Source organism: Xenorhabdus stockiae, from assembly GCF_002632825.1.
Lineage (GTDB): Bacteria > Pseudomonadota > Gammaproteobacteria > Enterobacterales > Enterobacteriaceae > Xenorhabdus > Xenorhabdus stockiae.
On record NZ_NJAJ01000024.1, the window covers coordinates 45,808 to 72,032 of the forward strand.

The window sequence follows — 26,225 nt, forward strand, 5'->3', positions numbered from 1 at the left end:
CTGAATAAAGGGTACGAAGTTCAATATTTTTTGCCTGTTTTGTCTGTTGTTATGACACTCTTCTTCTGTGCTTATCTATTGTTTCCAATAAATTATTTATGTCTGTATTTTTGAACATGTCTTCCAATGTGACGGTTAATTTACGTCTCCAATTAGGATATTCCATAGTTGTACCCGGGACATTGACCGGATTTTCCATACTCAGCCAGTCCTCAGGTTGTAAGCCCAACAAGGCACTGGTACAGCTAGCGAGATAATAGTGTATTCCTTGATTAACGGATGTTGGTATCTGTGATGAAGATATTTTTGGCTGCAATGAGGTTAGTGTGTTCGCTATATTTGCTGATTCGGAGAGATAACCACGATGATTTAAACTCTGTAATAGCTTTTGCTTACAATGTTCGCGTTCATTATATAACTCAGTGAGTAATGCCTTATCAGGATATAACCCAATTGATTCACCCAGTTTCAGATCACCACTTTGCCAAAACCCACCTAATGTCGGTAAATCATGGGTAGTGATAGTTGCCATGGCCTGTGTCTGATATTTCTCAGGTGGTTTAAATTCACCTTGCCCGTCGCGCTCGAAATAAAAAACCTTATAAGAATAGATACCACGGTCACGTAATTTTCCAACAATCTCTTCTGGTACTATTCCTAAATCTTCGCCTATCACCATGCAACAATGACGCTGGCTTTCCAATGCCAGTATCGCCAGTAAATCATCAACAGGATAATGGACATAAGCGCCTTGAGCTGCGGTTTCTCCCTGAGGGATCCACCAAAGCCTGAGCAGTGCCATAACATGATCAATGCGTAATGCCCCACAGTGCCGCATATTACTACGCAGTAATTGAATAAAAGGCTGATAATTCTGAGCCTGTAATATATGAGGATTCATTGGAGGAAGCCCCCAATTTTGCCCTAGTGGTCCCATGATATCAGGCGGCGCACCAATAGATGCTTCCATACAATAGAGTTCCCGGTTACCCCAGGTTTCTGAACCACCTTGCGCCACGCCAACAGCCAGATCACGATAAATACCAATCGGCATAGCATGGTTCTTACTTTCACGTAAACAATCAGCCAGTTGCCTGTCTGCAATCCATTGTAACCAAAGAAAGAACTCCACTTCTTGTGGGTGAGAGTGACAAAACTTCAGTACAGTATCACTATCTGGGTCGCGGTATTTTTCAGGCCAGATGGGCCAACCCCAATAGGTGTGACTTTCACTGTATAGTTTGTAATGTAGAGCATCATAGACAGCCTGAGAGTACAGGCTTTTGCCGCCTTGATTAATGAATTGACGGAATGAGAGATATAGGGGATCGGTATCATTTCGAGTATTGAATTGTTGATAAGTCAAACGCAACGCTGTCATTTTCAGTGCCATCACACTGGAATAGTCAACCCATTCTGTTTGGCGAACACTCTGAATTCTGTGCTGGGTTTCCGGCATCATCCACCACTCTTGAGCATTGGTACTGGATTGGAAATCTTCTACCTGACTGACATCAATATAAATGATATTCAACCAGTGGCGGGATGAAGGGCTATAAGGGCTGGCGTTTTCAGGCATGACAGGATACATCGCATGTAGCGGGTTTAGGCCAATAAAAGCGCCGCCGCGTTGTGCCAGTTCCCGTAACATTTTTTTCAGATCGCCAAAATCACCCATTCCCCAATTAGTTTCGGATCGCAGGGTATAAAGCTGGATGCAGGCTCCCCACAATTTGCTGCCTTTTATCAGTGATTCTGGTTCGTAACAGCGTTCCGGAGCGATGATGATCTGCATAACATGGCGTTGTACCGCGTCTTTGGGGCTTGATGAAGGGATTAAACTAAGCGTGTGATAACCCAAAGGCAAAGAGGCTGGCAGTGTCAGTTGATATTGGCAATTTCCACGCAGGTTTATCCCTTGTTCTGTCTGTATTTGCCACTGATATTGGGCAGAGGTATTCAGATTAAAAGTGAATGACTGGCCAATAATTAATATTTTCACTGTGGGTAAGGTTAAAACTGATGGATCAGAAACCGGCCTTTTGACCGGTATATTTTCCCCCATGGCTTGCAGGATCCTATGCCTTATCTGAGAAGGAATAGCCTGTGGTTTGCCATAGGCATTAATATATTCAGTGACAATACCAGCTTCTGTTGCTAAATCATCGAGGCTTTTGTTTTCCATTATGATCTTCTATTTTACCTGCTTAACCTGCCAGATACGTTGTTGATAATCCTGAATAGTTCTGTCGGAACTGAATGTTCCCATACGGGCAGTATTAAGGATCGTACGTTGTGTCCAAGACGGGATATTACGGTAGAGTTCATCAATTTGCTGATGTGCGGCACCGTAAGAAGCAAAGTCAGCTAATACTAAATAAGGGTCACCACCATCGATCAGGCTGTGTAGCATTAAATCAAATGCCTGTTTATCTCCATGGCTGAACTCACCGCTGGCGAGAGAATTCAGTATTTGTTGTAATTGCTTATTTTGTTGGAGAATATTTTGGGGGTCATAGCCCTCTCTCAGTAAGGTTTTTGCTTCTTCTACTGTATGTCCAAAGATAAAAATATTGTTGTTGCCAACCTGTTCGGCAATTTCGACATTTGCACCATCCAGAGTTCCAATAGTTAGTGCTCCGTTCAAGGCAAGTTTCATGTTACCAGTACCGGAGGCTTCTTTTCCTGCTGTGGAGATTTGTTCTGATACATCGGCAGCTGGGATCATCAATTCAGCTTTCGAAACATTGTAATCAGGAATAAAGGCAATTTTTATGCGATCGCGTACGATCGGATCATGGTTGATTTTTGCGGCTGCGTGATTGATAGCTGAAATAATATTTTTTGCCAGATAGTAGCCGGGAGCTGCTTTAGCCCCAAACAGGAAAACACGCGGGTAAATATCCAGTGCCGGATTTTCCTGAATCTGTCGATAAAGTGAGAGGATATGCAGCAGGTTCAAATGCTGGCGTTTGTACTCATGCAGCCGTTTGATCTGTACATCGAAAATGGCATGAGGATCTAGCTTAAGCCCCATTGTTTTATTGATGTAGTTGGAAAGGCGGATTTTATTGTTCTGTTTGACGGTGCGATAAGCCTCACGAAAAGCAGCATCAGCAGCGTAGGGTTCGAGTCTTTTTAGTTCAGTAATATCACTGAGCCATTCATGGCCTAATGTCTGATCAATCAGTGAAGAGAGTGTTGGATTACACTGTTTTAACCAGCGACGTGGTGTAACGCCATTGGTTACGTTATGGAATTTTTGAGGCCACAATTGATGATATTCAGGGAAGAGATCCGTCACAATCAAAGATGAATGCAATGCGGCAACACCGTTAATCGCAAAGCAGGCTACAACACAAAGATTAGCCATTCTTACCTGATTATCATGGATGACTGCCAGTTTTTCCCATATTTGTTGGTTACTCGGCCAGTTTTGTTCCACCGTTTGACGAAAACGATTGTTTATTTCTTGAATAATACGATGGTGGCGCGGCAGTAATTCGATGATGAGATGTTCATCCCAACGTTCCAAACCTTCCGGTAATAGGGTGTGGTTAGTATAAGCGAAGGTTTGCCCGGTAATGCTCCATGCTGTATCCCAATCTAGTTGGTGATCATCAATCAGCAGACGCATCATTTCAGGAATGGCGATTGTGGGGTGGGTATCATTGAGCTGTATCACTTCGTATTGCGGTAGCGCCTGTATTTTCCGACCAGCCAGCTGGTGACGACGCAGAATATCAGATACAGCGCAGGCACACTGAAAATATTGCTGCATCAGGCGGAGGCGTTTTCCAGCCTGATGGTTATCATTCGGATAAAGAACTTTGGTCAGGCTGGTGGCTTCTATGCCCTGCTGTTCCGCATGAAGAAACTGCCCATCATTGAACAGTGATAAATCAAAGGGATTATCATATGTTGCTTGCCACAGGCGCAGCGGCTGTATAACACCATTATTATAACCAACGACAGGCAGATCCCACGCTTCCCCGGTCAGGGTAAAAGCCGGTCGCCAGATTTCACCACCATCGGTTGTTGTGACCACTTCACCACCGAAACTCACATTAACGTTTAGTTGTATATTGCGGTAAAACCATGGATAGGTATTGCGCTCCCAGTCATCCGGAGTTTCAATTTGTAACCCTTGTTCGAAGGATTGCCGGAACAGCCCATACTGATAATTAAGGCCGTAGCCGATTGCCGGTTGATTAATTGTCGCCATTGAATCAAGAAAACAAGCGGCCAGACGGCCTAAACCACCATTACCCAAGGCAGGATCAATTTCTTCTTCCAGCACATCACTTAATACCACACCATATTCGGCTAAATACGCCTGAACATCATCATACCAGCCAAGATTCAGCAGGTTGTTACCCGTTAAACGACCGATCAGGAACTCCATTGATATGTAGTTTACATGCCGTTGTTTGCCTTTTGAGCCATCAGGAAGGGGAAGATTATCAATTTGATGGTGATTATTTTGGCGATAAGCAGGCAGTAATTCCAAAAGAGTGGCACTGATAGTTTGCCACCACTGATGTGTTGTTATTCCCTGTGCTAAATCAAGGCCAAAGCGTTGTAACTGTCGGGTCAGCGCAGCCTGGAATTCGGCTTTATCAAGTTGGGGCTTTTTCATGGCGTCTTCATCCTGTCACTGAATAAGGAAAATATGCAGATTATTGAGTCTGATATGCTGAAGGTTCAGTGAACAAGAAACATCATCCTGTCAGGATATTCGCGGGGATGAGTATCAGGGCGTAGCTATTTTTTCGTGCGCTTTCGCAATTTATTCAGGAAAAAGAAACGTTTCAGTTAAAGAATGTGACAGGGTGCAACTTAACACAATCTAATCAATTAACCTAATTGCAAATGGCGCACGTTTCTCTAAATTTGGGTGTTTATTTATGAATGTTACTGATTTGTATTTCTCAATAACATGACAACAAGGTTACAGGGATCAGTTCTACTCATTGCTTGTGAGGGGAGGAAATCAATGCTTATCCCATCGAAACTCAGTCGACCCCTTCGCCTCAATCATATGGTCATGCGTGAGCGCCTGCTGGCGCAGCTCAATGAAGCACAGAATTATCGTTTGGTATTAGTAACCAGTCCGGCAGGATATGGTAAAACTACGCTGATGTCACAGTGGTCGGCAGGGCAGGGTAATCTGGGGTGGTATTCTCTGGATGATAGTGATAATCAGCCGGAGCGTTTTGCCAGTTATCTGATTGCTGCGATTCAACAGGCCACACAGGGGCATTGTGTCAAAAGTGAGGTTTTGGCGCAGAAACACCAGTATGCCAATTTATCGGCGCTGTTCGCACAGTTGTTTATTGAATTGAATGAATGGAAACAGTCATTGTTTCTGGTGATCGATGATTATCACCTGATAGTAAATAATCTCATCCATGAAGCCATGCGTTTTTTTCTCCGTCATCAGCCGGAAAATCTCACGCTGATTATTCTCTCCCGTCAATTACCGTCTCTGGGAGTTGCTAACTTGCGGGTACGTGAGCAATTACTGGAGTTTGACAGCCAGCAGTTAGCATTTAACTATCAGGAGGCTCAGCAATTTTTTGATAAACGTCTGCCCAGCCCATTGGATGCGGATAATTGCAGGCAGTTATGTCATGACGTGGCCGGTTGGGCAACAGCGTTGCAGTTGATTGCTCTGTCTGCCCGTCAGGCTGGTAATACAGCAGAAATATCGGCCAAACGCCTCTCAGGTATTAATGCTGGCCATTTATCCGATTATTTGGTGGATGAAGTTTTAAACCGTGTTGATCAGGGAACGCGAGAATTTTTATTGCGTAGTTCTATCCTGCGTTCAATGAATGATGGGTTAATTGTTTGTCTGACGGGCATGGAGAATGGTCAGCAACGCCTTGAAGATATTGAGCGTCAGGGGTTATTTATCCAGCGCATGGATGATTTCGGAGAATGGTTTTGTTTTCATCCCTTGTTCGCAACATTTCTTCGGCAGCGTTGTCATTGGGAAATGGCATCTGACTTGCCTAAGCTGCATAGTATGGCGGCAGAAGGCTGGTTGAGGCAGGGGTATCCGGGAGAAGCCATTCATCATGCTTTGGCAGCAGGGGATACGAAGTTATTGTGCGATATTTTGCTGCAATATGCGTGGGAACTGTTCAACCAGAGTCAACTGTCGCTACTGGAAGAGTGCATGAATGCGTTGCCCTATGAGCAGCTTTTGGAAAAACCGCGTCTGGTGCTGTTACAGGCATGGCTGGCGCAGAGTCAGCATCGTCATTATGAGGTTAATGCGTTACTGAATCAGGCAGAGCAATCGTTGAAGCAAAAACAAATAACGATTGAGGCTGAACTACTGGGAGAGTTTGACGCGTTGCGTGCTCAGGTTGCGATTAATGATGGCCGACCGGATGACGCTGATTTACTGGCTGAAAAAGCACTGGCTGCTCTGCTGCCTGATAATGAATATGGCCGTATTGTCGCAATGTCAGTGAAAGGGGAAGTGTTGCACTGTAAGGGGGCGCTGTCTCAGGCATTAGCATTGATGAAGCAGACGGAGCAGTTGGCCCGCCGCTGTCATGTCTACCACTATGCTTTATGGGCATTATTACAGCAAAGTGAAATTTTACTGGCGCAGGGGTATTTACAGGGCGCTTATGAAACCCAAAAACACGCTTTTGATCTGGTTCGTGAACAACATATGGAACAGCTACCGATGCATGAGTTTCTGTTGCGTATTCGCTCCCAGCTTCTGTGGTGTTGGGCACGTATTGATGAATCAGAGGAAGCGGCCCGGCATGGTCTGGAGGTATTGTCTAACTTTCAGCCTCAGCAGCAATTGCAATGTCTGTCTCAACTGGTGAAATGTTCGTTAATCCGGGGAGATATCGATAATGCCCGCCGCCATTTAACCCGTTGTGAAAATTTGTTGAGTAATGGGCATTATCATCGGGACTGGAGAACGAATACGGATAAATTGCGGATCATTATCTGGCAGCATCTGGAGGATCATATTTCAGTGGCTCAATGGCTGGCTCAGGCAGAAAAACCCGAAAGTTTCAGTAATCACTTCAATCAGAATCAGTGGCGTAATATTGCCCGTGCTCAGATATTGCTTGGTCAGTATGAAGAGGCGGAAAGCATTTTAAACATGCTGAATCAGTATGCGGTAAAACTGGAGTTGGTCAGTGATTTAAACCGCAATTTGTTGCTGTGCAACCTGCTCCACTGGCAGCTTGGACGCAAGGCTGAAGCGCAACAGGTGCTGATAGAAGCGCTGAAATTGGCTAATCGCACGGGGTTTATCAGTCATTTTGTGCTTGAGGGTGAGTTGATGGCTCTGCAATTACGCCAGCTTATCCAGCTCAATATCCTGCCTGATTTTGAACAACATCGGGCACAGCGTATTCTGCGTGAAATTAATCGTCAGCATCGGCATAAATTTGCGCATTTTGATGAAACATTTGTTGAACAGCTTATTACTCATCCTGATGTACCTGAACTTATCCGCAATAGCCCATTAACCCAACGTGAATGGCAGGTATTAGGATTAATTTATTCTGGTTACAGCAATGAACAAATTGCGACTGAACTGGAAGTGGCCGCGACGACGATTAAGACACATATCCGCAATCTGTATCAAAAAATGGGTATTACTCATCGTCAGGAAGCGATTCAACAGGCGCAGAATTTAATGAAAATGATGGGATTAGGTGTCCAGTAAAATGTTCTCAAGGTGATATTTCTGATGATTTCATAAATAAAAAGGGGCTACTGATGAATTTATCGCACTGTCATTGGCTTAATGAGCCTGCTTCATGGCAACGTCAGGATAATGCACTGAGCGTGGTAACTGATAATAAAACCGACTTTTGGCGTGACACATGGTATGGCTTTCAGCGCCACAGTGGCCATGTTTTTGGCTGCTATGTTGACGATTTACTTATTACCGAAGGGTTCACGTTTCAGCTCTGTATTGAAGGGCGTTTTGAGCAGTTATACGATCAGGCTGGCGTTATGTTGCTGGTGGATGAACAGCATTGGCTGAAAGCCGGTATTGAATATTCCGATGGCAAGGCAACAATCGGCAGTGTATTAACCTCACCTTATTCTGACTGGGCGATGGGGATTTTTTCGGGTAACGCTGAGAAATTCTGGTTGCGGCTGACCTATCAGGAAGGTGCTATCCGGCTGCAATATTCCACAGATGGTAAGCAGTGGCCTTTGTTGCGGTTATCCCCTTTTACTATTAACCAACATAATGGGCAACGAGTGTTTGTTGGTGCAATGTGTTGTTCACCAGAAAGAGAAGGATTGCAGGTGAAGTTCTCTGAATTCAAGCTAATGCCAGCCTTGAACAAGCCTTTGCATGATTTGAGTTAGTGGAATGGCTACAAACCGGTCAGATAAAATGCTTTTATGATGGATTTATACCCGAATATAAAAAGTAAAATAAAGGTATTACGGAAAAGGAGATGCAAATGGAAGATTTGTTGGAGTTTTTCGCGGCACTACTGGAGTGCATTTATCACATCATAAAATGCATACTTACATTTTTAAAATGGATAATGGAAAATATCTTTAATTTTTTTATGGTTATCGGGGTTTTATTCTGTATTGTCATTGCGGGAAGTATCGTTAAATTTATTTTTTATAGTAGCTTCTTGGTATTGGTTTTATCAGTTTGTAAATACCGAAAAAAAATAAAAAGATATCTGAATGAAAAAGATCTCTTTAAATAAGTATTAAGGCGATTATCCCTCACCCAATGTGCTATGTAATGTGGATGAGGGACATAAGCTTATTTTTTATCCCTGCCTTCCCAAATAATTATCCCAATCTTTCCAGACTGGCTGTAAGCCCGATCTGACCAGTGCTTCGGCAACCTGTTGCACAGAGCGGTGGTCATTCGGAGAGAACTGCTCCAGTTCGTGATGATCACTTTCGACATAACCACCCGGCTGAGTCTTAGAACCAGCACTGACACTGTTTATCGCCAGAGGTACAACATGATCACGGAAATAAGGTGACTCACGGGTAGAAAGTGAAAGTTCAACATCCGGTGCCAGCAGGCGGAATGCACAGATCAGTTGTACCAGTTCTGCATCATTCATCAGGGATGCGGGCTTAATCCCGCCAGCACAGGGACGCAGGCGTGGAAAGGAGATGGAATAACGGCTTTTCCAGAACTGTTTTTGCAGGAAAAACAGATGTTCTGCCACCATATAGCAATCAGTTCGCCAGTGAGGTGATAACCCGATTAATGCGCCCAGACCAATTTTATCAATGCCCGCCCGCCCTAGCCGCTCAGGGGTTTCCAGCCGCCAGTGAAAATCCTGTTTTTTTCCCTTGAGATGGTGCAACTGATAACTCGGTTCGTGGTAGGTTTCCTGATAGACCAGTACAGCATCTAATCCCAGTGTTTTCAGTTCGGCATATTCCTCTTGCGCCAATGGCTGAACTTCCATTGTGACTGAACTGAAATAGCGGTGTATTAAGGGAAGGTAATGGCGAAAATAATCCATGCCGACCTTTTTCTGATGCTCCCCTGTTACCAGCAGAATATGCTCAAATCCCAGCTTTTTCAGCGCCTGACATTCAGCCTCAATTTCCTGTTCATTGAGCGTCTTACGTTTGATGTGGTTACTCATGGAAAAACCACAATAGGTACAGTCATTGGCGCACAGATTGGAAAGGTAAAGTGGGATATAAAATCCCACGGTATTACCAAATCGCTGACGGGTTAATTGTTGTGCCCGCTGAGCTAATGGTTCAAGGTAGAGAAGGGCTGCGGGTGAGAGCAGTGCCATAAAATCATTCAGTGTCAGGCGCTCACTATTTAGAGCGTGCTCAACATCATGGCGGGTTTTACTATTGATGCTCAGCGTGATGTCATCCCAGTCCAACTGTTGCCAGCGATGTCGGAAAGTCTGCTCTGCCACGGTATTGCTGCTCATAAAGCCCCCAGAAAATCGGTCAGTGGACTGGAGGCTTCTGCATGGAATTTCTGGCTTGCCACTCCTGCCTGATGAGCGAGTTCGCCTGCTTCAATGGCGGTTTTGAATGCCTGCGCCATTTTAACCGGATTACGGGCAACGGCGATTGCAGTATTGACCAAGACAGCATCGGCTCCCATTTCAATGGCTGCCAGTGCATGGCTTGGAGCACCAATACCGGCATCGACAACCACAGGAACATTGGACTGCTCAATGATAATTTGCAGAAAATCCCGAGTAAGTAAGCCCTTATTTGAACCAATAGGCGCTCCCAATGGCATGACAGCGGCACAACCCACTTCTTCCAGACGGCGGCACAGAACCGGATCTGCGCCACAGTAAGGCAGAACTACAAAACCTTCCCTGACTAATTGTTCCGCTCCTTTCAGGGTTTCTATCGGATCAGGTAATAGATATTTCACGTCAGGGTGGATTTCCAGTTTGACCCAGTTAGTGCCCAGCGCCTCCCGCGCAAGGCGGGCAGCAAAAACCGCTTCTTCTGCGGTTTTTGCTCCGGAAGTATTGGGCAGGAGTTTAACCCCCAGCTCCTGCAAGGGAATGAGAATGCCATCATCTTTGCCTTGCAGGTCAATCCGTTTCATCGCCATTGTGACTAACTGGCTACCGGAGGTGCGAATGGCTTCAATCATCAGTCCGGCATTGGCAAATTTTCCTGTGCCTGTAAACAGACGGGAATGAAAGGTGGTATCAGCAATTTTTAACATGGTTAACCTCCGGCATTAGCCCCCCGCAATGGCCTGAAACAGCAGGATATTATCCCCGTCATTGAGCTGGTGGGTGCGCCATTCTGAGCGGGGGATGATGGTCTGGTTAATAGCCAGTGCAGTACCTGACTGGGTACGTTGCATATGTTCCAGTAATTGCTGAACTGTCATGGGATTATCTGTCGGCGTATCCAGTGTGATCGTTTGATCGTTGACAATAATGTTCATGCGATTTCTGTTCCTGAAACGGTTTTATCTGTGCCTGCAGTTTTATCAATGATTGGGCGTGTTCCGCATACCGGACATTGTGGTGAGGGGGTTAGTTGTAACGTACTCCAGTTCTGTTTTCTGCCATCAAACAGTCGCAGTTTTCCATTCAGATAAGAAGGGAGACCCGCCAGCATTTTAATGGCTTCCAGCGCCTGTAACGTTCCAATCACACCGACCACCGGCCCTAAAACACCCGCAGTGCGGCAGTTACGCTGAGGCTCTTCCTGATCGGGATAGAGGCAGGCATAGCAGCCATGCTGGTAAGGTGGTTCGAATACCATCAACTGACCACTGAAACCGACGGCGCTGCCACTGATAAGAGGTTTACCGGTTTCGATACAGGCGGCGTTAATAGCATGTCGGGTTGCCATGTTATCGCTACAATCCAGTATCAGATCGACCTGCCGGACGAGGTTTGTCAGTGATTTTTTATCCAGTCGTTCATTAATAACGGTTGTATTAACCAATGGGTTCAGATCAGCCAGTTTTTGTGCCGCCAGAGCGGCCTTACCAGCGGGAATATCAGTCGTGCGATAGAGGATCTGACGTTGCAGATTTGAGATATGTAATTTGTCATCATCGGCAAGATAAAGGTGCCCTACTCCTGCTGCCGCGAGGTAGAGTGAGGCAGGAGAGCCTAATCCCCCCATCCCGACTATTAACACTTTGCCGTTTTTTAATTTTTCCTGCCCGTCCGGGCCGATATCTTCCAGTAATAATTGACGGCTGTATCGCATAAATTCCTGGTCGTTCAACATAAGCGCCTCCGATCATTTTCTTCAACGTTTTTGTCAGATGTCCCTTCAACTAAATGAAGCAACCTGGCTGTCGCCTGTCGCCAGTCTTTCGCTTTGGTGATAGCACTGACCAGCGCTACACCACCGACACCGGTCGCGACCACATCAGGGATTCGTTCCAGTGAAATACCACCAATAGCCACTGTCGGGAATTCAGGGGTGAGTGCTACCTGATGTTTCAGGGCGATTAAACCCTGTGGTGATGAGGGCATCTCTTTGGTTGTGGTCGGAAAGATATGCCCCAGTGCAATGTAGGATGGGCGCAAGGCTTTTGCCCGCGCCAGTTCCTGCTCGTCATGAGTGGAGATCCCCAGCCGAAGCCCGGCCTGTCGGATGGCACTGAGATCAGCAATATCTAAATCCTCCTGCCCCAGATGAACGCCATAAGCATGGTGTTTGATTGCCAGACGCCAGTAGTCGTTGATAAACAGGCGCGCGTTGTATTGCTTCCCTAACGCAATCGCCTGCCGGATGTCATGCTCTACCTGATCTTCGGGCAGATCTTTAATACGCAGTTGCAGCGTTCTGATACCGGCTTCCAGTAACCGCTCAATCCATATCAGTGAGTCCACCACGGGATATAACCCCAACCGGTGTTCGGTTGGAGCAAAGGAGGCTGTTTCAGGGCAAACGGTTTCAGATAAAATCGCTTCAGACTGATTTAACATCGTTGATATCCTCAGCCCGGTGATACAGTTCGCTGCCATGTATCCGAAATTCTTCGGACATTTGTTCCATACCCGATTGTTGTTCCAGTTTTGCGGCATAGTCCCGCACATCCTGTGTAATTTTCATTGAGCAGAATTTCGGCCCGCACATGGAGCAGAAATGGGCAACTTTACCGGATTCCTGCGGTAATGTTTCATCGTGATAAGCGCGGGCGGTGTCAGGATCAAGGGCCAGATTAAACTGGTCTTCCCAGCGGAATTCAAAACGCGCTTTTGACATGGCGTTATCGCGGATTTGAGCACCGGGATGGCCTTTCGCTAAATCTGCCGCATGAGCTGCGATTTTGTACGTGATGAGCCCTTGTTTCACATCTTCTTTGTTTGGCAGGCCAAGGTGCTCTTTAGGCGTGACATAACAGAGCATGGCACAGCCGAACCAGCCAATCATAGCTGCACCAATACCGGAGGTGAAATGGTCATAACCCGGCGCGATATCGGTTGTCAGTGGCCCTAATGTGTAGAAAGGCGCTTCGTGGCAGTGTTCCAGTTCTTCCGTCATATTGCGGCGGATTAATTGCATCGGAATATGTCCCGGCCCTTCGATCATCACCTGAACATCATATTCCCAGGCGATTTTGGTCAGTTCACCCAGTGTATGTAGTTCGGAAAACTGTGCTTCATCATTGGCATCCTGAATGGAACCGGGACGTAAGCCGTCTCCCAGAGAAAGGGAAACATCGTAGGCGGCACAGATTTCACAAATTTCACGGAAATGGGTATAGAGGAAGTTTTCCTGATGATGAGAGAGACACCATTTCGCCATAATGGAGCCACCACGGGAAACAATGCCTGTCAGTCGTTTGGCGGTCATCGGAACATAGCGCAGCAGAACGCCGGCATGAATAGTAAAGTAATCGACTCCCTGTTCCGCCTGTTCCAGTAACGTATCGCGGAACATTTCCCACGTCAGGTTTTCCGCAATGCCATTGACTTTTTCCAGCGCCTGATAGATGGGGACTGTACCAATTGGCACCGGGCTATTACGCAGTATCCACTCACGGGTTTCGTGGATATAGCGCCCGGTGGAAAGATCCATTACGGTATCCGCGCCCCAGCGGGTAGACCAGATCAGCTTCTCAACTTCTTCTTCAATGGAAGAGGTGACGGAAGAATTACCGATATTGGCATTCACTTTCACCAGAAAATTGCGCCCGATAATCATCGGTTCAGATTCTGGGTGGTTAATGTTGGCAGGAATAATCGCACGGCCCGCAGCGACTTCCTGTCGCACAAATTCCGGCGTAATGTTTTCCGGTAAGTTGGCACCGAAACTTTGCCCCGGATGCTGCTGGAGAAGCACTTCACCGCGGATACGTTCACGCCCCATATTTTCCCGCAGGGCGATAAATTCCATCTCCGGCGTGATAATGCCTTTACGAGCGTAGTGTAATTGGGTAACGCGTTCGCCAATTTTCGCTTTCAAAGGGTGGGGACGATGGTGAAAACGCAGATGATCCAGTCCGGCATCCGCTAGGCGCTGTTGGGTAAAATCAGAGCTGAGGGTTGTGACAGGCTCTGTGTCATTGCGCTCTTCAATCCACGGCTGGCGGATTTTCTGTAAACCTGCGTGTACGTCCAGTACGGCTTCAGGGTCGCCATAAGGGCCGGAAGTATCATAAACAGGTACGGGTTCATTTTCCTCAAATTGGGGCGCTTCTTTTGTCCCGCCAACCAGTGTAGGAGATACCTGAATTTCACGCATAGGAACCTGAATATCCTCGCGTGAACCTTCCAGATAGATACGACGTGAATTGGGGAAGGTAACACCCTGAATTGAATTGATAAATTCCTGTGCGGCATCCCGTTGGGCTTTACGTGGACGTGCCGGATGAGTTTTAGGGGAGATATCAGTTGTAGGGATAATATCTGCGCTGGAGGTGACGGTATCATTAGTAATAGCATTAGACATAGCAAATTCCTGACTGTGTGATCGCCTGTAATCAGGCTTAAGTTGAGAAAATTGCTTGTCTGGAGCTCGCAGGGAGTAATGATGATTGCTGAACAGTGTTATCTGGCAGAAGATCTGTACAGAAGCAATAAAGCATATCAGCAGAGGGATTACTCTTGTTCCCTTCGCGGGTATTAGCCCGATCAGGTTCTGCGGATCCCGAATAAACGGTCTCAGCCTGTGTCCACCGTGATATACGCTGAACGCTAGGCACTCCGACAAGAAAACACCCCAGAGTATAAAGGGGATTATGGAAACTGCAACCGGAAAACCGAGCCTTTTGTATTGGCCCGATGTCAGGTATTAATATTAATTCCGTGGCGCTAACGCCCAGCTCAATTGCTTCCAACCATGTTTTTCTGCTGCTGACTGCAATTTTACATCCGGATTCACGGTAAATACTTCACTGGCAAAGAAACACATCGGCAAGTCGTTCGATGAGTCTGTGTAAAAAGAGATATGTTGTGGCGATAAATTCTGTTCTGTCAGCCATTGCTGTAAGCGGGTAACTTTCCCTTCCCGGAAAGTCGGGACACCCTCAATATCGCCGGTATAACAGCCATCTTTCATGACCATATCAATCCCCATGGCGGTTTTTACGCCAAATGCAGCCGCGATTTTTTTCACCACGAAAGAAACAGTAGCAGAAATGATAATGACGGGAATATTTTGTTGGCGGTAAATATCTAATTGTGTTTTCGCTGCGGGGTAGAAGAGAGGTTTGATTGTCGTTTCTACAAAATCTGTCAGCCAGATATCAACTTGTTCATGGGGTATTTGGCAGAGGGCTTGTAAACTGACTGACAGATATTCCTGCATATTCAGTTTCCCTGCACTGTAATCCGATATCATTTTCTGGTCTGCTTCTATAAAGCGGGGGTCAGTAATGATCTGCTTTTCCCATAAATAATTTGTCCAGAGTAGACTGGAATCCCCACGGATCAGGGTGTCGTCCAGATCAAATATGGCAACCTGCTGTGACATAGTTGTTATTCCTAAAATCCGAAATAGACAGGATAAGGTCGATTGAAAGAGAATCAAATATTTTATTGCTACGGCTTAATGAACACCCGAAAACATGCACATTCAGAAGCATTGTTAATATAACAGATTGCAGACAGAATACGATGAAGAGGAGTATGCTGTAATGATGTTAATCTTGGTTAACATTTAATTAACACTGACTTGGTTAATATATTCTTAATTAACGCAGCATATGACACAACACATGATGGAACCAATGATGCAAAAAAAACTGATAGGTATAGAACGAGGCTGGTGGATTGTCAGTCTTGAAAACAGAGTTTGGCTTCCGCAGGGAGACTTACCACTGGGTACTGCTGAGAGCTGGTCATTGCAGGGCCTTGTCGCCTACGTGATTGGCGAGTGGTTGGGAGAAGTAGTGTGGCTTGTCCGTCATAAGATGGCATCAGATATGTATTCTCCCCGCCGGATTGCAGAACAGGATCCTCAATTATTTCAGCTGGTAGGGCGCGGAGTCCAGTTGGCGGAGTTTTACCGCTCACATCGTTACTGTGGGTATTGCGGTCATGAAATGCAGCAGACTGAGCATGAGTGGGCCTGCCTGTGTCACCATTGCGATGAACGCTATTATCCGCAAATTGCTCCCTGCATTATTGTGGGTATCCGCCGTGAAGATCACATTCTACTGGCACAACATCAGCGCCATCGCAATGGTATTCATACAGTGCTGGCTGGGTTTGTGGAAGTGGGTGAAACACTGGAGGAGACGGTACATCGTGAGGTGATGGAAGAGAGTGGAATAAAAATCCGTAACCTGCGTTATGTGACTTCTCAACCGTGGCCTTTTCCTCATTCATTGATGATGGGGTTTCTGGCTGATTATGAGAGTGGTGATATTGAACATGACCCCGTTGAGCTGATCAGTGCGGATTGGTATCGATATGATGATCTTCCCCTGATCCCCGGGCCTGATACGATTGCCCGCCGTCTGATTGAGGAAACGGTCGCACTATGTCGTCAGAGCTGTCGCCAATATTGATAGTGAATACTTACAAATCATGAGAGTTACCCGATTTTTTCTATCAGGTAACTCTCAGCCTTTAACTATATTTGATTATTTTTGTTCCGTAAGACCCCGGTTTTTCAGCATAGATTCAGTACTTGGTGGCTTACCTCGCCAGTCGATATACAGTTTTTCCAGATCTGTACTATTACCGCGTGACAGTATCTTATCGCGGAAAATCTGACCGTTTTCTTTTGTCAGACCGCCATGCTCGGTAAACCATGCAAACGCATCGTCGGCCAGCATTTCTGTCCACAGATAGGCATAATAACCGGCAGCATAACCACCGCCCCAAATGTGTTTGAAGTAACTGGAACGGTAGCGCGGTGGCACGTAGTTGAGGTGGATATTGTCTTCTTGCAAAGATGCGGCTTCAAATTTATTCACATCCTGCTGCGGCTTATCTGCGGCCAGCATATGCCAGTGCATATCCAGCAGTGCGGCTGATAGTAACTCGGTCATTTGATAACCTTTGTTAAACTTATCCGCCTGATTGATTTTATCCATCAGTGCCTGCGGCATGACTTCGCCAGTTTGGTAATGTCTGGCGTAATTCGCAAATACCTTGGGATCACGGGCCCAGTATTCATTAATTTGTGACGGGAATTCCACAAAGTCACGAGCAGTACTGGTTCCTGACAGAGTCGGGTATTCCTGATCAGCAAACATGCCGTGTAATGCATGTCCAAATTCATGAAATATTGTGATCACGTCATCATACGATAACAGTGCTGGCTGGCCCGGAGCCGGTTTGGTGAAGTTGGCAACGTTGTAAATTACCGGTTTGGTTCCGAAGAGTCTGGACTGATCGACAAAATTACTCATCCAGGCGCCACCGGCTTTATTGTCACGCTTAAAGTAATCGGAATAGAACAACGCCAGTTGTTGCCCGTCCTTATCGAAAACTTCATACACGTGGACATCGGGATGATAAACCGGAATGTCTTTACGCTCTTTAAAGGTAATGCCATATAGCAGGTTGGCGGCGTAGAACACGCCGTTATTCAGGACGTTATTCAGTTCGAAATAGGGCTTAATCTGGGACTCATCCAAATCATACCTTGCCTTGCGTACCTGTTCGGCATAGAACGGCCAATCCCATGCTTCCACTTTGAAGCCGCCTTTTTGCTGGTCAATCACGGCCTGAATATCTTTTGCTTCACGTTCAGCGCGTGCAGTTGCAGCAGGGACAATATCACGTAAAAACTTCAATGCGACTTCCGGTGTTTTTGCCATCTGGCTTTGCAGCTTCCATGATGCGTAATCTTTGAAACCTAGTATCTTAGCCTGCTCAGCACGGATTTTCGCTAATCGGGACAGCGTTTGGCGTGTGTCGTTATCATCCCCTTTTTCCGCTCGGTTCCACGATGCTTCGAATAACGCCTTACGTGTATCGCGATCTTTCAGATCTTGCAGAATCGGTTGTTGGGTTGTGTTCTGTAATACGAACAACCATTGATTATCCAGCTTACGCTCACTGGCAGCCTGTGCAGCCGCAGCCATTTCGCCATCGGATAGCCCGGCCAGCAGAGTTTTATCCTTAATCGTCAGAGCGCCATCTTTGGTTGCTGCTAACAATTTATTGGTAAATTGAGTACGAAGGGTTGCCGATTCCTGATTTAATGCTTTCATTTTTATTTTGTCAGCATCAGATAAATTGGCACCCGCTAATTCGAATTGCTTATAAATGACTTCTACCAGACGGAGCGATTCTGCGTCCAGATTCAGTTTTTCGCGCTGTTGGTAAATGGTTTTGATGCGATTGAACAGTTTACTGTTCAGCATAATCTCATCATTCATTGCCGCCAGCTTTGGTGACATTTCCTCACTGAGTTTTTGTAACCCGTCAGTCGTATTGGCTGAGGTCATCGCCCAAAATACGTTTGTTACCCGCTCCAGCGTTGTGCCGGATTTCTCCAGTGCGATAAAGGTATTTTCAAAGTCAGGCGGGGCGGGATTATTGGCGATCTTCTCCACTTCTTCCAGCTTCTGTTTAATACCGGCCGTGATTGCAGGTGAGTAGTCTGTTTCTTTTATTTTATCAAACGGAGGAGCCTGGAAGGGGAGTACGCTGGTATAGAAGAAAGGATTATTCTTATCTTGTTGTTGGTCAACTTCATTGATCACACTTACCTCCTTTATCTGACCACCAGATACGCTAGTGTGGCCAGAGCCCCGTTTATTTTCTTCGGCTTGTGCCTGAGTGCCTAATGCTAAGCCAATAGCCAGTACTAAAATGGATAAACGCATCAGTCGAAACTCCTCCATGTAAGTTTTATAGGTTATTTATCAATAAAAATGACTTTATAAGAGCTTTGAGACAGTCGATTGAGGATGGCCGCTTAACTAAAGCCCATTAACGACTGTCAATTAACTAACGTAAACCAATTCATCCAACGATTAACTGAAAAGCGCGAACGGTGAAGGATTATGGCAATGTGAGATACCAGATTGCCTGCGCGCTACATATATGTAACACAAGGTTAACATAATGAGAGCAATAGACCGGAGTGCCTAGCTCTTGTTCCTGGTTTTGTGAACCCATACATAAATTTTTTTCATCTTAGGTTGTTGATTGATGACCGAACGTTTATTTATTGGCAGTCACGACGGAAGTTAGGCTTTTGACGTGTTATCATGCGGGCGCTTTTTGTCGATAATCAAGGGAGCCTGTCATGAATGAGTTGAAAAACGACCGTTATCTGCGTGCCTTATTGCGTCAGCCAGTTGATATCACTCCGGTATGGATGATGCGGCAGGCAGGACGATATTTACCTGAATATAAAGCAACACGGCAGGAGGCGGGAGATTTCATCTCGTTATGCAAAAATACTGAACTGGCCTGTGAAGTGACTCTTCAGCCTTTGCGACGTTTTCCTCTGGATGCGGCCATTCTGTTTTCCGATATTTTGACCATTCCTGATGCAATGGGATTAGGGTTGTATTTCGAAGCTGGTGAAGGCCCGCGTTTTCAGTCGCCAATCCTTAACCATGCTGATGTAGAAAAGTTACCTGTTCCTGATCCGGAGATGGAGCTGGGTTATGTCATGAATGCTGTCCGTGCGATACGCAAGGCACTGGCAGGGCAGGTTCCTCTGATTGGTTTTTCCGGCAGCCCGTGGACACTGGCAACCTATATGGTCGAAGGCGGAAGCAGTAAGGCGTTTACTAAGATCAAAGCCATGATGTATGCTGAGCCGGCGACACTTCATCTGTTGCTGGATAAATTGGCTGATAGCGTTATTCTATATCTGAATGCTCAGATTAAAGCAGGCGCACAATCTGTCATGATTTTCGATACGTGGGGCGGAGTTTTGTCCCAGCGCGATTATCAGGAGTTTTCCCTGCGATATATGCATAAGATTGTCGATGGGCTGATCCGCGAGCATGAGGGCCGTAGAGTACCTGTCACCCTATTTACAAAAGGGGGAGGGCAATGGCTTGAGGCGATGGCTGCAACTGGCTGTGATGCTCTTGGGCTGGACTGGACAACGAATATTGCTGATGCACGCCGTCGTGTCGGAGATAAAGTCGCCCTACAGGGGAATATGGACCCATCTATGCTGTATGCTCAGCCAGCGCGGATTGAACAGGAAGTTTCGACTATCCTGCAAGACTTTGGTACAGGTAATGGGCATGTTTTCAATCTGGGGCATGGTATTCATCAGGACGTTCCGCCAGAGCATGCAGGGGCTTTTGTCGAAGCAGTGCACCGGTTATCAGCGAAATACCATCAATAAAATCTATGTACAACACTAAAGCACTACGTCAAGAACAGATAGAGAAAGCACAACTGGTGATTCGCCATGATGTGCTGCCAGCTGCTTTTATCCCGGAATTCATTGCAGGCGCTGACGTTGGGTTTGAAGAAAACGGCACGATAACCCGTGCCGCCATCGCTGTTTTACATTATCCCTCTCTTAAGCTGGCAGAATACCAGATCGCGAGAATGGCGACTGTACTTCCCTATATTCCCGGTTTACTCTCATTTCGTGAATATCCGGCATTGATCGCAGCATGGGGTAAGTTAAACTTACGTCCTGATTTGGTGATGGTTGATGGTCAGGGGATAGCTCACCCAAGACGTTTCGGCATTGCCAGCCATTTTGGGTTGTTGGTGGATGTTCCGACAATCGGGGTAGCTAAAAGTCGCCTTTGTGGTGAACATGCTCCTGTCGGAGAAGTAGTAGGAAGCCGTCAGCCACTGATCGATCATGGTGAACAGATAGGTTTGGTCTGGCGGAGTAAAAAAAGGTGTAATCCACTCTATATTTCCATTGGTCATAAGGTCAATATTGACAGCGCCATTGGTTGGGTTGAACACTGTATGAAAGGATATAGGTTACCTGAACCGACCCGTTGGGCTGATGGAATAGCCTCAAATAGAGCGTTTTTTAGGCAAACAATGCAGAAAAGTCTTTAATTGAGGCGGAAATATGTGGATATTCTTGATTTTCAGGTAAACTTCGGCGCAAATTAGGCATCATGAGTAACGACTAATGTTAAGAAACCCGATTCACCTGAGGTTGGAGAAGCTTGAAAGTTGGCAACATCTAACTTTTATGGCTAGTCTATGTGAGCGGATGTATCCGAATTATCACACGTTTTGCCATCAGACTGAGTTTGTTGATCCTGCACAATATCGCCGAATTCTTGATCTGGTGTGGGAAACATTAGTTGTCAAAGATGCAAAAGTAAATTTTGATAACCAGCTGGAAAAATTGGAAGCCATTATCCCATCAGCAGATAGCTATGATATTTATGGTGTGTATCCAGCAATTGATGCGTGTATTGCATTAGGTGAAGTCATTCATTCGCGTTTGAGTGGTTCAACGTTAGAGCATGCAATAGCCGTCAGTGAAATATCCATCCGTACTGTCGCCATGCTGGAAATGACGCAGGCTGGTCAGGAAATGACAGAGGATGAATTAAAGGCATTGCCTGCCATTGAAGAGGAATGGGATATTCAATGGGAGATTTACCGTTTATTGGCGAACTGCGAAGAACGGGACATAGAATTAATTAAAGGATTAAAGGCTGACCTCCGTGAGTGCGGAGTCAGCAATATCGGCATAAATTTAGAGCAATAAGTTATAAAACGTGACTTAGTGCTTGATTTGCCGGATTTAAAGACTTCACATTTGCCCTCACTCTGTTCTAAATTGAGGGCGAAAAGAAGTGGCTATCGGTGCGTGTATGCAGGGGTGCTGTCAAATCGGCATATCCGTCGCACTCGATGCTTTGCAAACGATAAACACACTGTAAGGATAATCTATGAATAAGACTGAATTAGTTGATGCAATCGCAGCAGGTGCTGATCTGACCAAAACTCAGGCTAAAGCTGCCCTGGAATCAACTTTGGCTGCAATCACCGAATCTCTGAAAAGCGGTGATGCAGTACAACTGGTTGGCTTTGGTACTTTCAAAGTTAATCATCGTGCAGAGCGTACTGGTCGTAACCCACAGACTGGTAAAGAAATCAAAATTGCAGCTGCAAACGTACCTGCTTTCTCTGCTGGTAAAGCTCTGAAAGACGCAGTCAAGTAATCGTATTGCGAAAAAAGAAAAAAGAGGGGAAGTCAACGCCCCTTTTGTTGATGATACAGGGGCTGTTAGCATTGGGGTTAATCTCATTGCTCAGCGCCTGCTCAGTCAAGCCGAAAGAACCCACTTTCGATGCCAGTGGCTTCATTACCGATGGCGGCGTTATCCGCTTATGGCGTCTGAATGATCAAAACAGTAAACCTCAGGTTATCATGAGCGTTTACAGCCCTTACCAACACAAAAACACCACTGTTACTTTCTACGAATACCGTCAGGGTCACTTATGGCAGATGCGCCGCAATGTATTTAATAATAACCCAACAGAAGAAATCCTGAGGTTAGATAAAAACGACAACGTTGTTTTTATGCAACGCGAGTTTGATGGGCATCGTGAGCAACTTTCCAACGATGACATCATCAGGTCATTGTTTGATGCCAGCCGAATAAAAGAAACCAGCGATGTTCTCATTGCCGGGAAGGTAAAACTGATACAGGGGCACTGGCAGAACGGTGAAGTGACTACCTGTTCAGGCGAGAAAATATCTATTGAGTTTGACCCTCAGTCACAGGCATGGCTCGAAGAAAGAAGTAAAAACAGTTATGGCATACTCACCATTGCCTGGCTGGAAGCACCAGAAGGTAATCAGTTATTGTTAGTTGCCAATGATGATTTTTGTCTTTGGGAGCCGACGAAAGATAAGCTGTAAACCTGTTACTTTCGCCGACTTTTTATTTCTGGCTTTTTTTCTGAATATCGTTATTTCAGACGAGCAATAGCACGGTAGCCAATGTCTTTGCGATAAAAGCAGCCTTTCCAGTTAATCTTTTCTGCGCTCAGGTAGGCTTTTGTCTGAGCTTCCGCAATATTGTCTCCCAATGCTGTAACACACAAAACACGGCCACCGGCAGTGACCACGTCTTTATCTTTCAACGCTGTTCCGGCATGGAAAACTTTTTCATCCGCTTGTGGTTCATTGGATTGTGGTTCTTGATTCAGGCCACTAATGATATCGCCTTTAGAATAATCAGCCGGATAACCGTTTGCAGCTAGCACGATACCTAGTGCAGAACGGCTATCCCACTCAGAGGTTTTACTGTCTAACTGGCCTTTTGCTCCGGCAAGACACAGTTCCACTAAGTCGGAGCGCAGGCGCATCATAATAGGCTGTGTTTCAGGATCACCAAAGCGGCAGTTAAATTCGATGACTTTCGGTTCACCCTCTTTATCAATCATCAAACCTGCATACAGAAAACCGACATAAGTATTTCCTTCAGCAGCCATGCCTTTAATGGTCGGATAAATGACTTTTTCCATGACCCGCTGGTGGACCTCATCCGTGACTACAGGAGCAGGGGAATACGCCCCCATTCCACCAGTATTTGGCCCGGTATCACCATCACCTACCCGCTTATGATCTTGACTGGTTGCCATAGGAACTACATTTTTACCATCCACCATGACAATAAAACTGGCTTCCTCTCCATCCAGAAACTCTTCAATAACAATCCGGTGACCGGCATCGCCAAACGCATTACCTGCCAGCATATCTTTAACTGCATTCTGTGCTTCTTCCATTGTCATGGCGACAATGACGCCTTTACCCGCCGCTAGCCCGTCGGCCTTAATGACAACCGGAGCACCTGTTTTTTCCAGATAAGCGAGCGCGGGATTTATTTCGGTGAAATTCTGGTAAGCCGCAGTTGGAATATGATGGCGAGCAAGGAAATCTTTAGTGAAGGCTTTAGACCCTTCCAATTGCGCGGCGGCTTTAGTCGGGCCAAAAATTGTCAGCCCAGCCTGCTGGAAAGCATCAACCACGCCAATCACCAGCGGTGTTTCTGGCCCTACAATTGTGAGATCAATATGGTGGCTTTGAGCAAATGCCAGTAATCCCTCAATATCTGTTGCGGCAATATCCACATTTTTCAAATTAGGCTCCAGAGCCGTTCCTGCATTGCCCGGAGCAACGTAAACCAACTCTGCCAGCGGAGATTGTGCGGCTTTCCATGCAAGTGCGTGTTCCCGTCCACCACTACCGATGATTAGTATATTCATTATTATCTCTCATTATATACCCTTCGTCTTTTAAGTTGCCTCTTTGTTGGCTGCACTCACCCCAGTCACATAGTTATCTATGCTACCGGGGATTCATTTGCTTGCCGTCGCGATGCAACTTAAAATCCATTGGGTATAAGTGTTAGGGCTGGTTAGTGGCGGAAATGACGCATTCCGGTGAAAATCATGGCAATACCATGCTCATCAGCAGCCGCAATGACCTCATCATCGCGAATAGAGCCACCCGGCTGAATCACGCAAGTCACGCCGACAGAAGCCGCTGCATCAATACCATCGCGGAATGGGAAGAAAGCATCAGAAGCCATCGCACATCCCTGAACTTCCAGACCTTCATCACCGGCCTTAATTCCTGCAATTTTAGCGGAGTAAACCCGGCTCATCTGGCCTGCGCCAATGCCAATAGTCATATTATCTTTGGCATAAACGATAGCATTAGATTTAACGAATTTAGCCACTTTCCAGCAAAATAAGGCAGCCTGCATTTCCTGCTCTGTGGGCTGTCGTTTGGAAACCACCTGCAATTCTGCTTCTGTTACCATGCCTAAATCGCGATCCTGTACCAATAAACCACCATTAACGCGTTTGAAATCCAGACCGGCAACCGCTGAATTCCATTCACCACATGACAGAACGCGGACATTTTGCTTGGTTGCCAGAATAGGCAGTGCTTCTTTATTAATAGAAGGAGCAATAATAACTTCGACAAACTGGCGCTCAATAATGATTTTAGCCGTGTCAGCATCCAGCTCACGGTTAAACGCGATAATCCCGCCAAACGCAGATGTTGGGTCGGTTTTGAATGCCCGCTCATAAGCAGTACGAATATCCGCTCCGATCGCCACTCCGCAAGGATTAGCATGTTTGACAATGACACAAGCTGGTTCGGCGAAAGTTTTTACACATTCCAGAGCGGCATCAGTGTCTGCGATATTATTATAGGAAAGTGCCTTGCCCTGCAATTGTGTTGCTGTAGCGACAGAGGCTTCTGTGATCTTCTCTTCTATATAGAAAGCAGCATCCTGATGGCTGTTTTCGCCGTAGCGCATATCCTGCTTCTTAATAAAGTTGAGATTTAATGTGCGTGGGAATTTTCCTGATGGTTGATCGTTATCGCTGTGATAAGCCGGAACCAGTTTGCCAAAATAGTTGGCAATCATACTGTCATAAGCAGCGGTATGCTCAAATGCTTTGATAGCTAAATCGAAACGGGTGGGTTGAGTGAGGGAATTCTGATAGTTGTCCATTTCCTCAATAATCTTGTTGTAATCCTGTGCGTTGACAACAATCGCAACATCTTTATGGTTTTTGGCCGCAGAGCGAACCATTGTCGGGCCACCAATATCAATATTCTCTACAGCATCTTCCAGAGAGCAATCCGGTTTTGCGACGGTTTGGGCAAAGGGATAAAGATTAACGACTACCATATCAATAGGTGCAATCTGATGTTGCTCCATTACTGCATCATCCTGTCCACGCCTGCCAAGAATGCCGCCATGTACTTTAGGATGAAGTGTTTTCACCCGGCCATCCATCATTTCAGGAAAACCAGTATGGTCGGAAACTTCAGTGACATTCAGGCCAGCCTCAGCCAACAAGCGGGCGGTTCCTCCCGTTGAAAGCAGTTCAACACCGCGATTAGATAAGGCCTTAGCAAATTCAACAATACCCGCTTTGTCAGAAACACTCAGCAGGGCACGACGGATTGGACGAAGCTGTTGCATTGGTGTGATCCCTTGGATTTCATCAAACAAGAATGTGTTATTGGGAAAAACATCTGCCATTTAGGTCAGAAAATCGCCATTCCAAGAAAAAAATAGCTTTCCACAATAACATTTCAAAACAAGCAGAAAAAAGCACATGGCGATTTTTTCCGCTCAGATTGTAACGCAAACGTTTGCGCGATGCTCGACAATTTTTACCAAAATATCGCTCTGTTGATAACATTGTGTGTAACTTGGTATAAAGCGGCCTTTTGCTGTGTAATGCAGCAAACGATAATTTTTTTCAAAAAAACTATTGTCAGGGCCGAAAAACTCCCTATAATGCGCCACCACTGACCGACGCTGAGCTGAACACGCCGCGAAGGACAGCGGAAGGAAAGCG

The 26,225-nt window shown here is 46.0% G+C and carries 21 protein-coding genes and 1 riboswitch; of the genes, 8 read left to right on the top strand and 13 right to left on the bottom strand.

The window, feature by feature from the left end; all coding sequences use genetic code 11:
- Window positions 1-49: 49 nt before the first annotated feature.
- Entirely contained in the window at window positions 50-2,185 is a 2,136-nt protein-coding gene (gene malQ, locus Xsto_RS13170; protein WP_099125337.1) for a 4-alpha-glucanotransferase, read from the bottom strand.
- Window positions 2,186-2,194: 9 nt separating this feature from the next.
- Complete coding sequence (gene malP, locus Xsto_RS13175; protein ID WP_099125338.1) at window positions 2,195-4,639, bottom strand: maltodextrin phosphorylase; 2,445 nt, start codon at window positions 4,637-4,639, stop codon at window positions 2,195-2,197.
- Window positions 4,640-4,996: 357 nt separating this feature from the next.
- Here malP and malT point away from each other — a divergent pair, with 357 nt between their 5' ends.
- Window positions 4,997-7,714, top strand: a complete 2,718-nt coding sequence (gene malT, locus Xsto_RS13180) for an HTH-type transcriptional regulator MalT (protein WP_099125339.1) — start codon at window positions 4,997-4,999, stop codon at window positions 7,712-7,714.
- A 53-nt stretch (window positions 7,715-7,767) separates the two neighbouring features.
- On the top strand, window positions 7,768-8,373 hold the full coding sequence (locus tag Xsto_RS13185) for a DUF1349 domain-containing protein (protein WP_099125340.1): 606 nt from the start codon (window positions 7,768-7,770) through the stop codon (window positions 8,371-8,373).
- 425 nt (window positions 8,374-8,798) lie between these two features.
- Here Xsto_RS13185 and thiH read toward each other — a convergent pair whose 3' ends face one another.
- The 7 genes from thiH to Xsto_RS13225 all read right to left on the bottom strand — a co-directional run bounded on the left by thiH (window position 8,799) and on the right by Xsto_RS13225 (window position 15,438).
- Window positions 8,799-9,947: a 2-iminoacetate synthase ThiH gene (thiH, locus tag Xsto_RS13195; protein ID WP_099125342.1), complete on the bottom strand. Its 1,149-nt coding sequence runs from the start codon at window positions 9,945-9,947 to the stop codon at window positions 8,799-8,801.
- Complete coding sequence (locus Xsto_RS13200) at window positions 9,944-10,711, bottom strand: thiazole synthase (RefSeq protein WP_099109266.1); 768 nt, start codon at window positions 10,709-10,711, stop codon at window positions 9,944-9,946. The genes thiH and Xsto_RS13200 overlap by 4 nt, the downstream gene beginning before the upstream one ends.
- Window positions 10,712-10,726: 15 nt before the next feature.
- Window positions 10,727-10,939 carry a sulfur carrier protein ThiS gene (gene thiS / locus Xsto_RS13205; protein WP_099109267.1) on the bottom strand — a complete coding sequence of 71 codons (213 nt, stop codon included), beginning with the start codon at window positions 10,937-10,939 and terminating at the stop codon, window positions 10,727-10,729.
- Entirely contained in the window at window positions 10,936-11,739 is an 804-nt protein-coding gene (locus Xsto_RS13210) for a HesA/MoeB/ThiF family protein (protein WP_099125343.1), read from the bottom strand. The genes thiS and Xsto_RS13210 overlap by 4 nt, the downstream gene beginning before the upstream one ends.
- Complete coding sequence (gene thiE / locus Xsto_RS13215) at window positions 11,733-12,446, bottom strand: thiamine phosphate synthase (RefSeq protein ID WP_099125344.1); 714 nt, start codon at window positions 12,444-12,446, stop codon at window positions 11,733-11,735. The genes Xsto_RS13210 and thiE overlap by 7 nt, the downstream gene beginning before the upstream one ends.
- Complete coding sequence (gene thiC, locus Xsto_RS13220) at window positions 12,430-14,415, bottom strand: phosphomethylpyrimidine synthase ThiC (RefSeq protein ID WP_099109270.1); 1,986 nt, start codon at window positions 14,413-14,415, stop codon at window positions 12,430-12,432. Before thiC ends, thiE begins: the two co-directional genes overlap by 17 nt.
- A gap of 142 nt (window positions 14,416-14,557) precedes the next feature.
- A riboswitch (TPP riboswitch) is annotated at window positions 14,558-14,682 on the bottom strand.
- An 81-nt stretch (window positions 14,683-14,763) separates the two neighbouring features.
- Window positions 14,764-15,438 (bottom strand): HAD family hydrolase, encoded by a 675-nt coding sequence (locus Xsto_RS13225; RefSeq protein WP_099125345.1) that lies wholly within the window; start codon window positions 15,436-15,438, stop codon window positions 14,764-14,766.
- Between the two features lie 259 nt (window positions 15,439-15,697).
- On the opposite strand from Xsto_RS13225, the gene nudC reads away from it, so the two are divergent.
- On the top strand, window positions 15,698-16,477 hold the full coding sequence (nudC, locus tag Xsto_RS13230) for an NAD(+) diphosphatase (protein ID WP_099125346.1): 780 nt from the start codon (window positions 15,698-15,700) through the stop codon (window positions 16,475-16,477).
- A 75-nt stretch (window positions 16,478-16,552) separates the two neighbouring features.
- Here the strand turns inward: nudC and dcp are convergent, their stop codons facing one another.
- Window positions 16,553-18,751 (bottom strand): peptidyl-dipeptidase Dcp, encoded by a 2,199-nt coding sequence (dcp, locus tag Xsto_RS13235; protein WP_099109273.1) that lies wholly within the window; start codon window positions 18,749-18,751, stop codon window positions 16,553-16,555.
- A 425-nt stretch (window positions 18,752-19,176) separates the two neighbouring features.
- Between dcp and hemE the strand changes: the two genes are divergently transcribed.
- From hemE to Xsto_RS13260, 5 genes are all read left to right on the top strand, one after another.
- Window positions 19,177-20,241, top strand: coding sequence for a uroporphyrinogen decarboxylase (hemE, locus tag Xsto_RS13240; protein WP_099125347.1), 1,065 nt, complete (start codon window positions 19,177-19,179; stop codon window positions 20,239-20,241).
- Window positions 20,242-20,246: 5 nt separating this feature from the next.
- On the top strand, window positions 20,247-20,924 hold the full coding sequence (gene nfi / locus Xsto_RS13245; protein ID WP_099125348.1) for a deoxyribonuclease V: 678 nt from the start codon (window positions 20,247-20,249) through the stop codon (window positions 20,922-20,924).
- A gap of 76 nt (window positions 20,925-21,000) precedes the next feature.
- A complete protein-coding gene (locus tag Xsto_RS13250) occupies window positions 21,001-21,591 on the top strand; it encodes a YjaG family protein (protein WP_099109276.1) in 591 nt (196 codons plus the stop codon).
- Window positions 21,592-21,775: 184 nt separating this feature from the next.
- Window positions 21,776-22,048 carry a nucleoid-associated protein HU-alpha gene (hupA, locus tag Xsto_RS13255; RefSeq protein ID WP_099109277.1) on the top strand — a complete coding sequence of 91 codons (273 nt, stop codon included), beginning with the start codon at window positions 21,776-21,778 and terminating at the stop codon, window positions 22,046-22,048.
- A 50-nt stretch (window positions 22,049-22,098) separates the two neighbouring features.
- Complete coding sequence (locus Xsto_RS13260; RefSeq protein ID WP_099125349.1) at window positions 22,099-22,752, top strand: DUF1481 domain-containing protein; 654 nt, start codon at window positions 22,099-22,101, stop codon at window positions 22,750-22,752.
- A gap of 50 nt (window positions 22,753-22,802) precedes the next feature.
- On the opposite strand, the gene purD is transcribed toward Xsto_RS13260, so the two are convergent.
- The 3 genes from purD to Xsto_RS21885 form a co-directional block, all read right to left on the bottom strand.
- Window positions 22,803-24,101, bottom strand: coding sequence for a phosphoribosylamine--glycine ligase (purD, locus tag Xsto_RS13265; RefSeq protein ID WP_099125350.1), 1,299 nt, complete (start codon window positions 24,099-24,101; stop codon window positions 22,803-22,805).
- Between the two features lie 152 nt (window positions 24,102-24,253).
- Window positions 24,254-25,843: a bifunctional phosphoribosylaminoimidazolecarboxamide formyltransferase/IMP cyclohydrolase gene (gene purH, locus Xsto_RS13270; RefSeq protein WP_099125353.1), complete on the bottom strand. Its 1,590-nt coding sequence runs from the start codon at window positions 25,841-25,843 to the stop codon at window positions 24,254-24,256.
- Between the two features lie 153 nt (window positions 25,844-25,996).
- Window positions 25,997-26,225: hypothetical protein (locus Xsto_RS21885; protein WP_211284319.1), on the bottom strand; the 229-nt coding region annotated here is incomplete at its 5' end.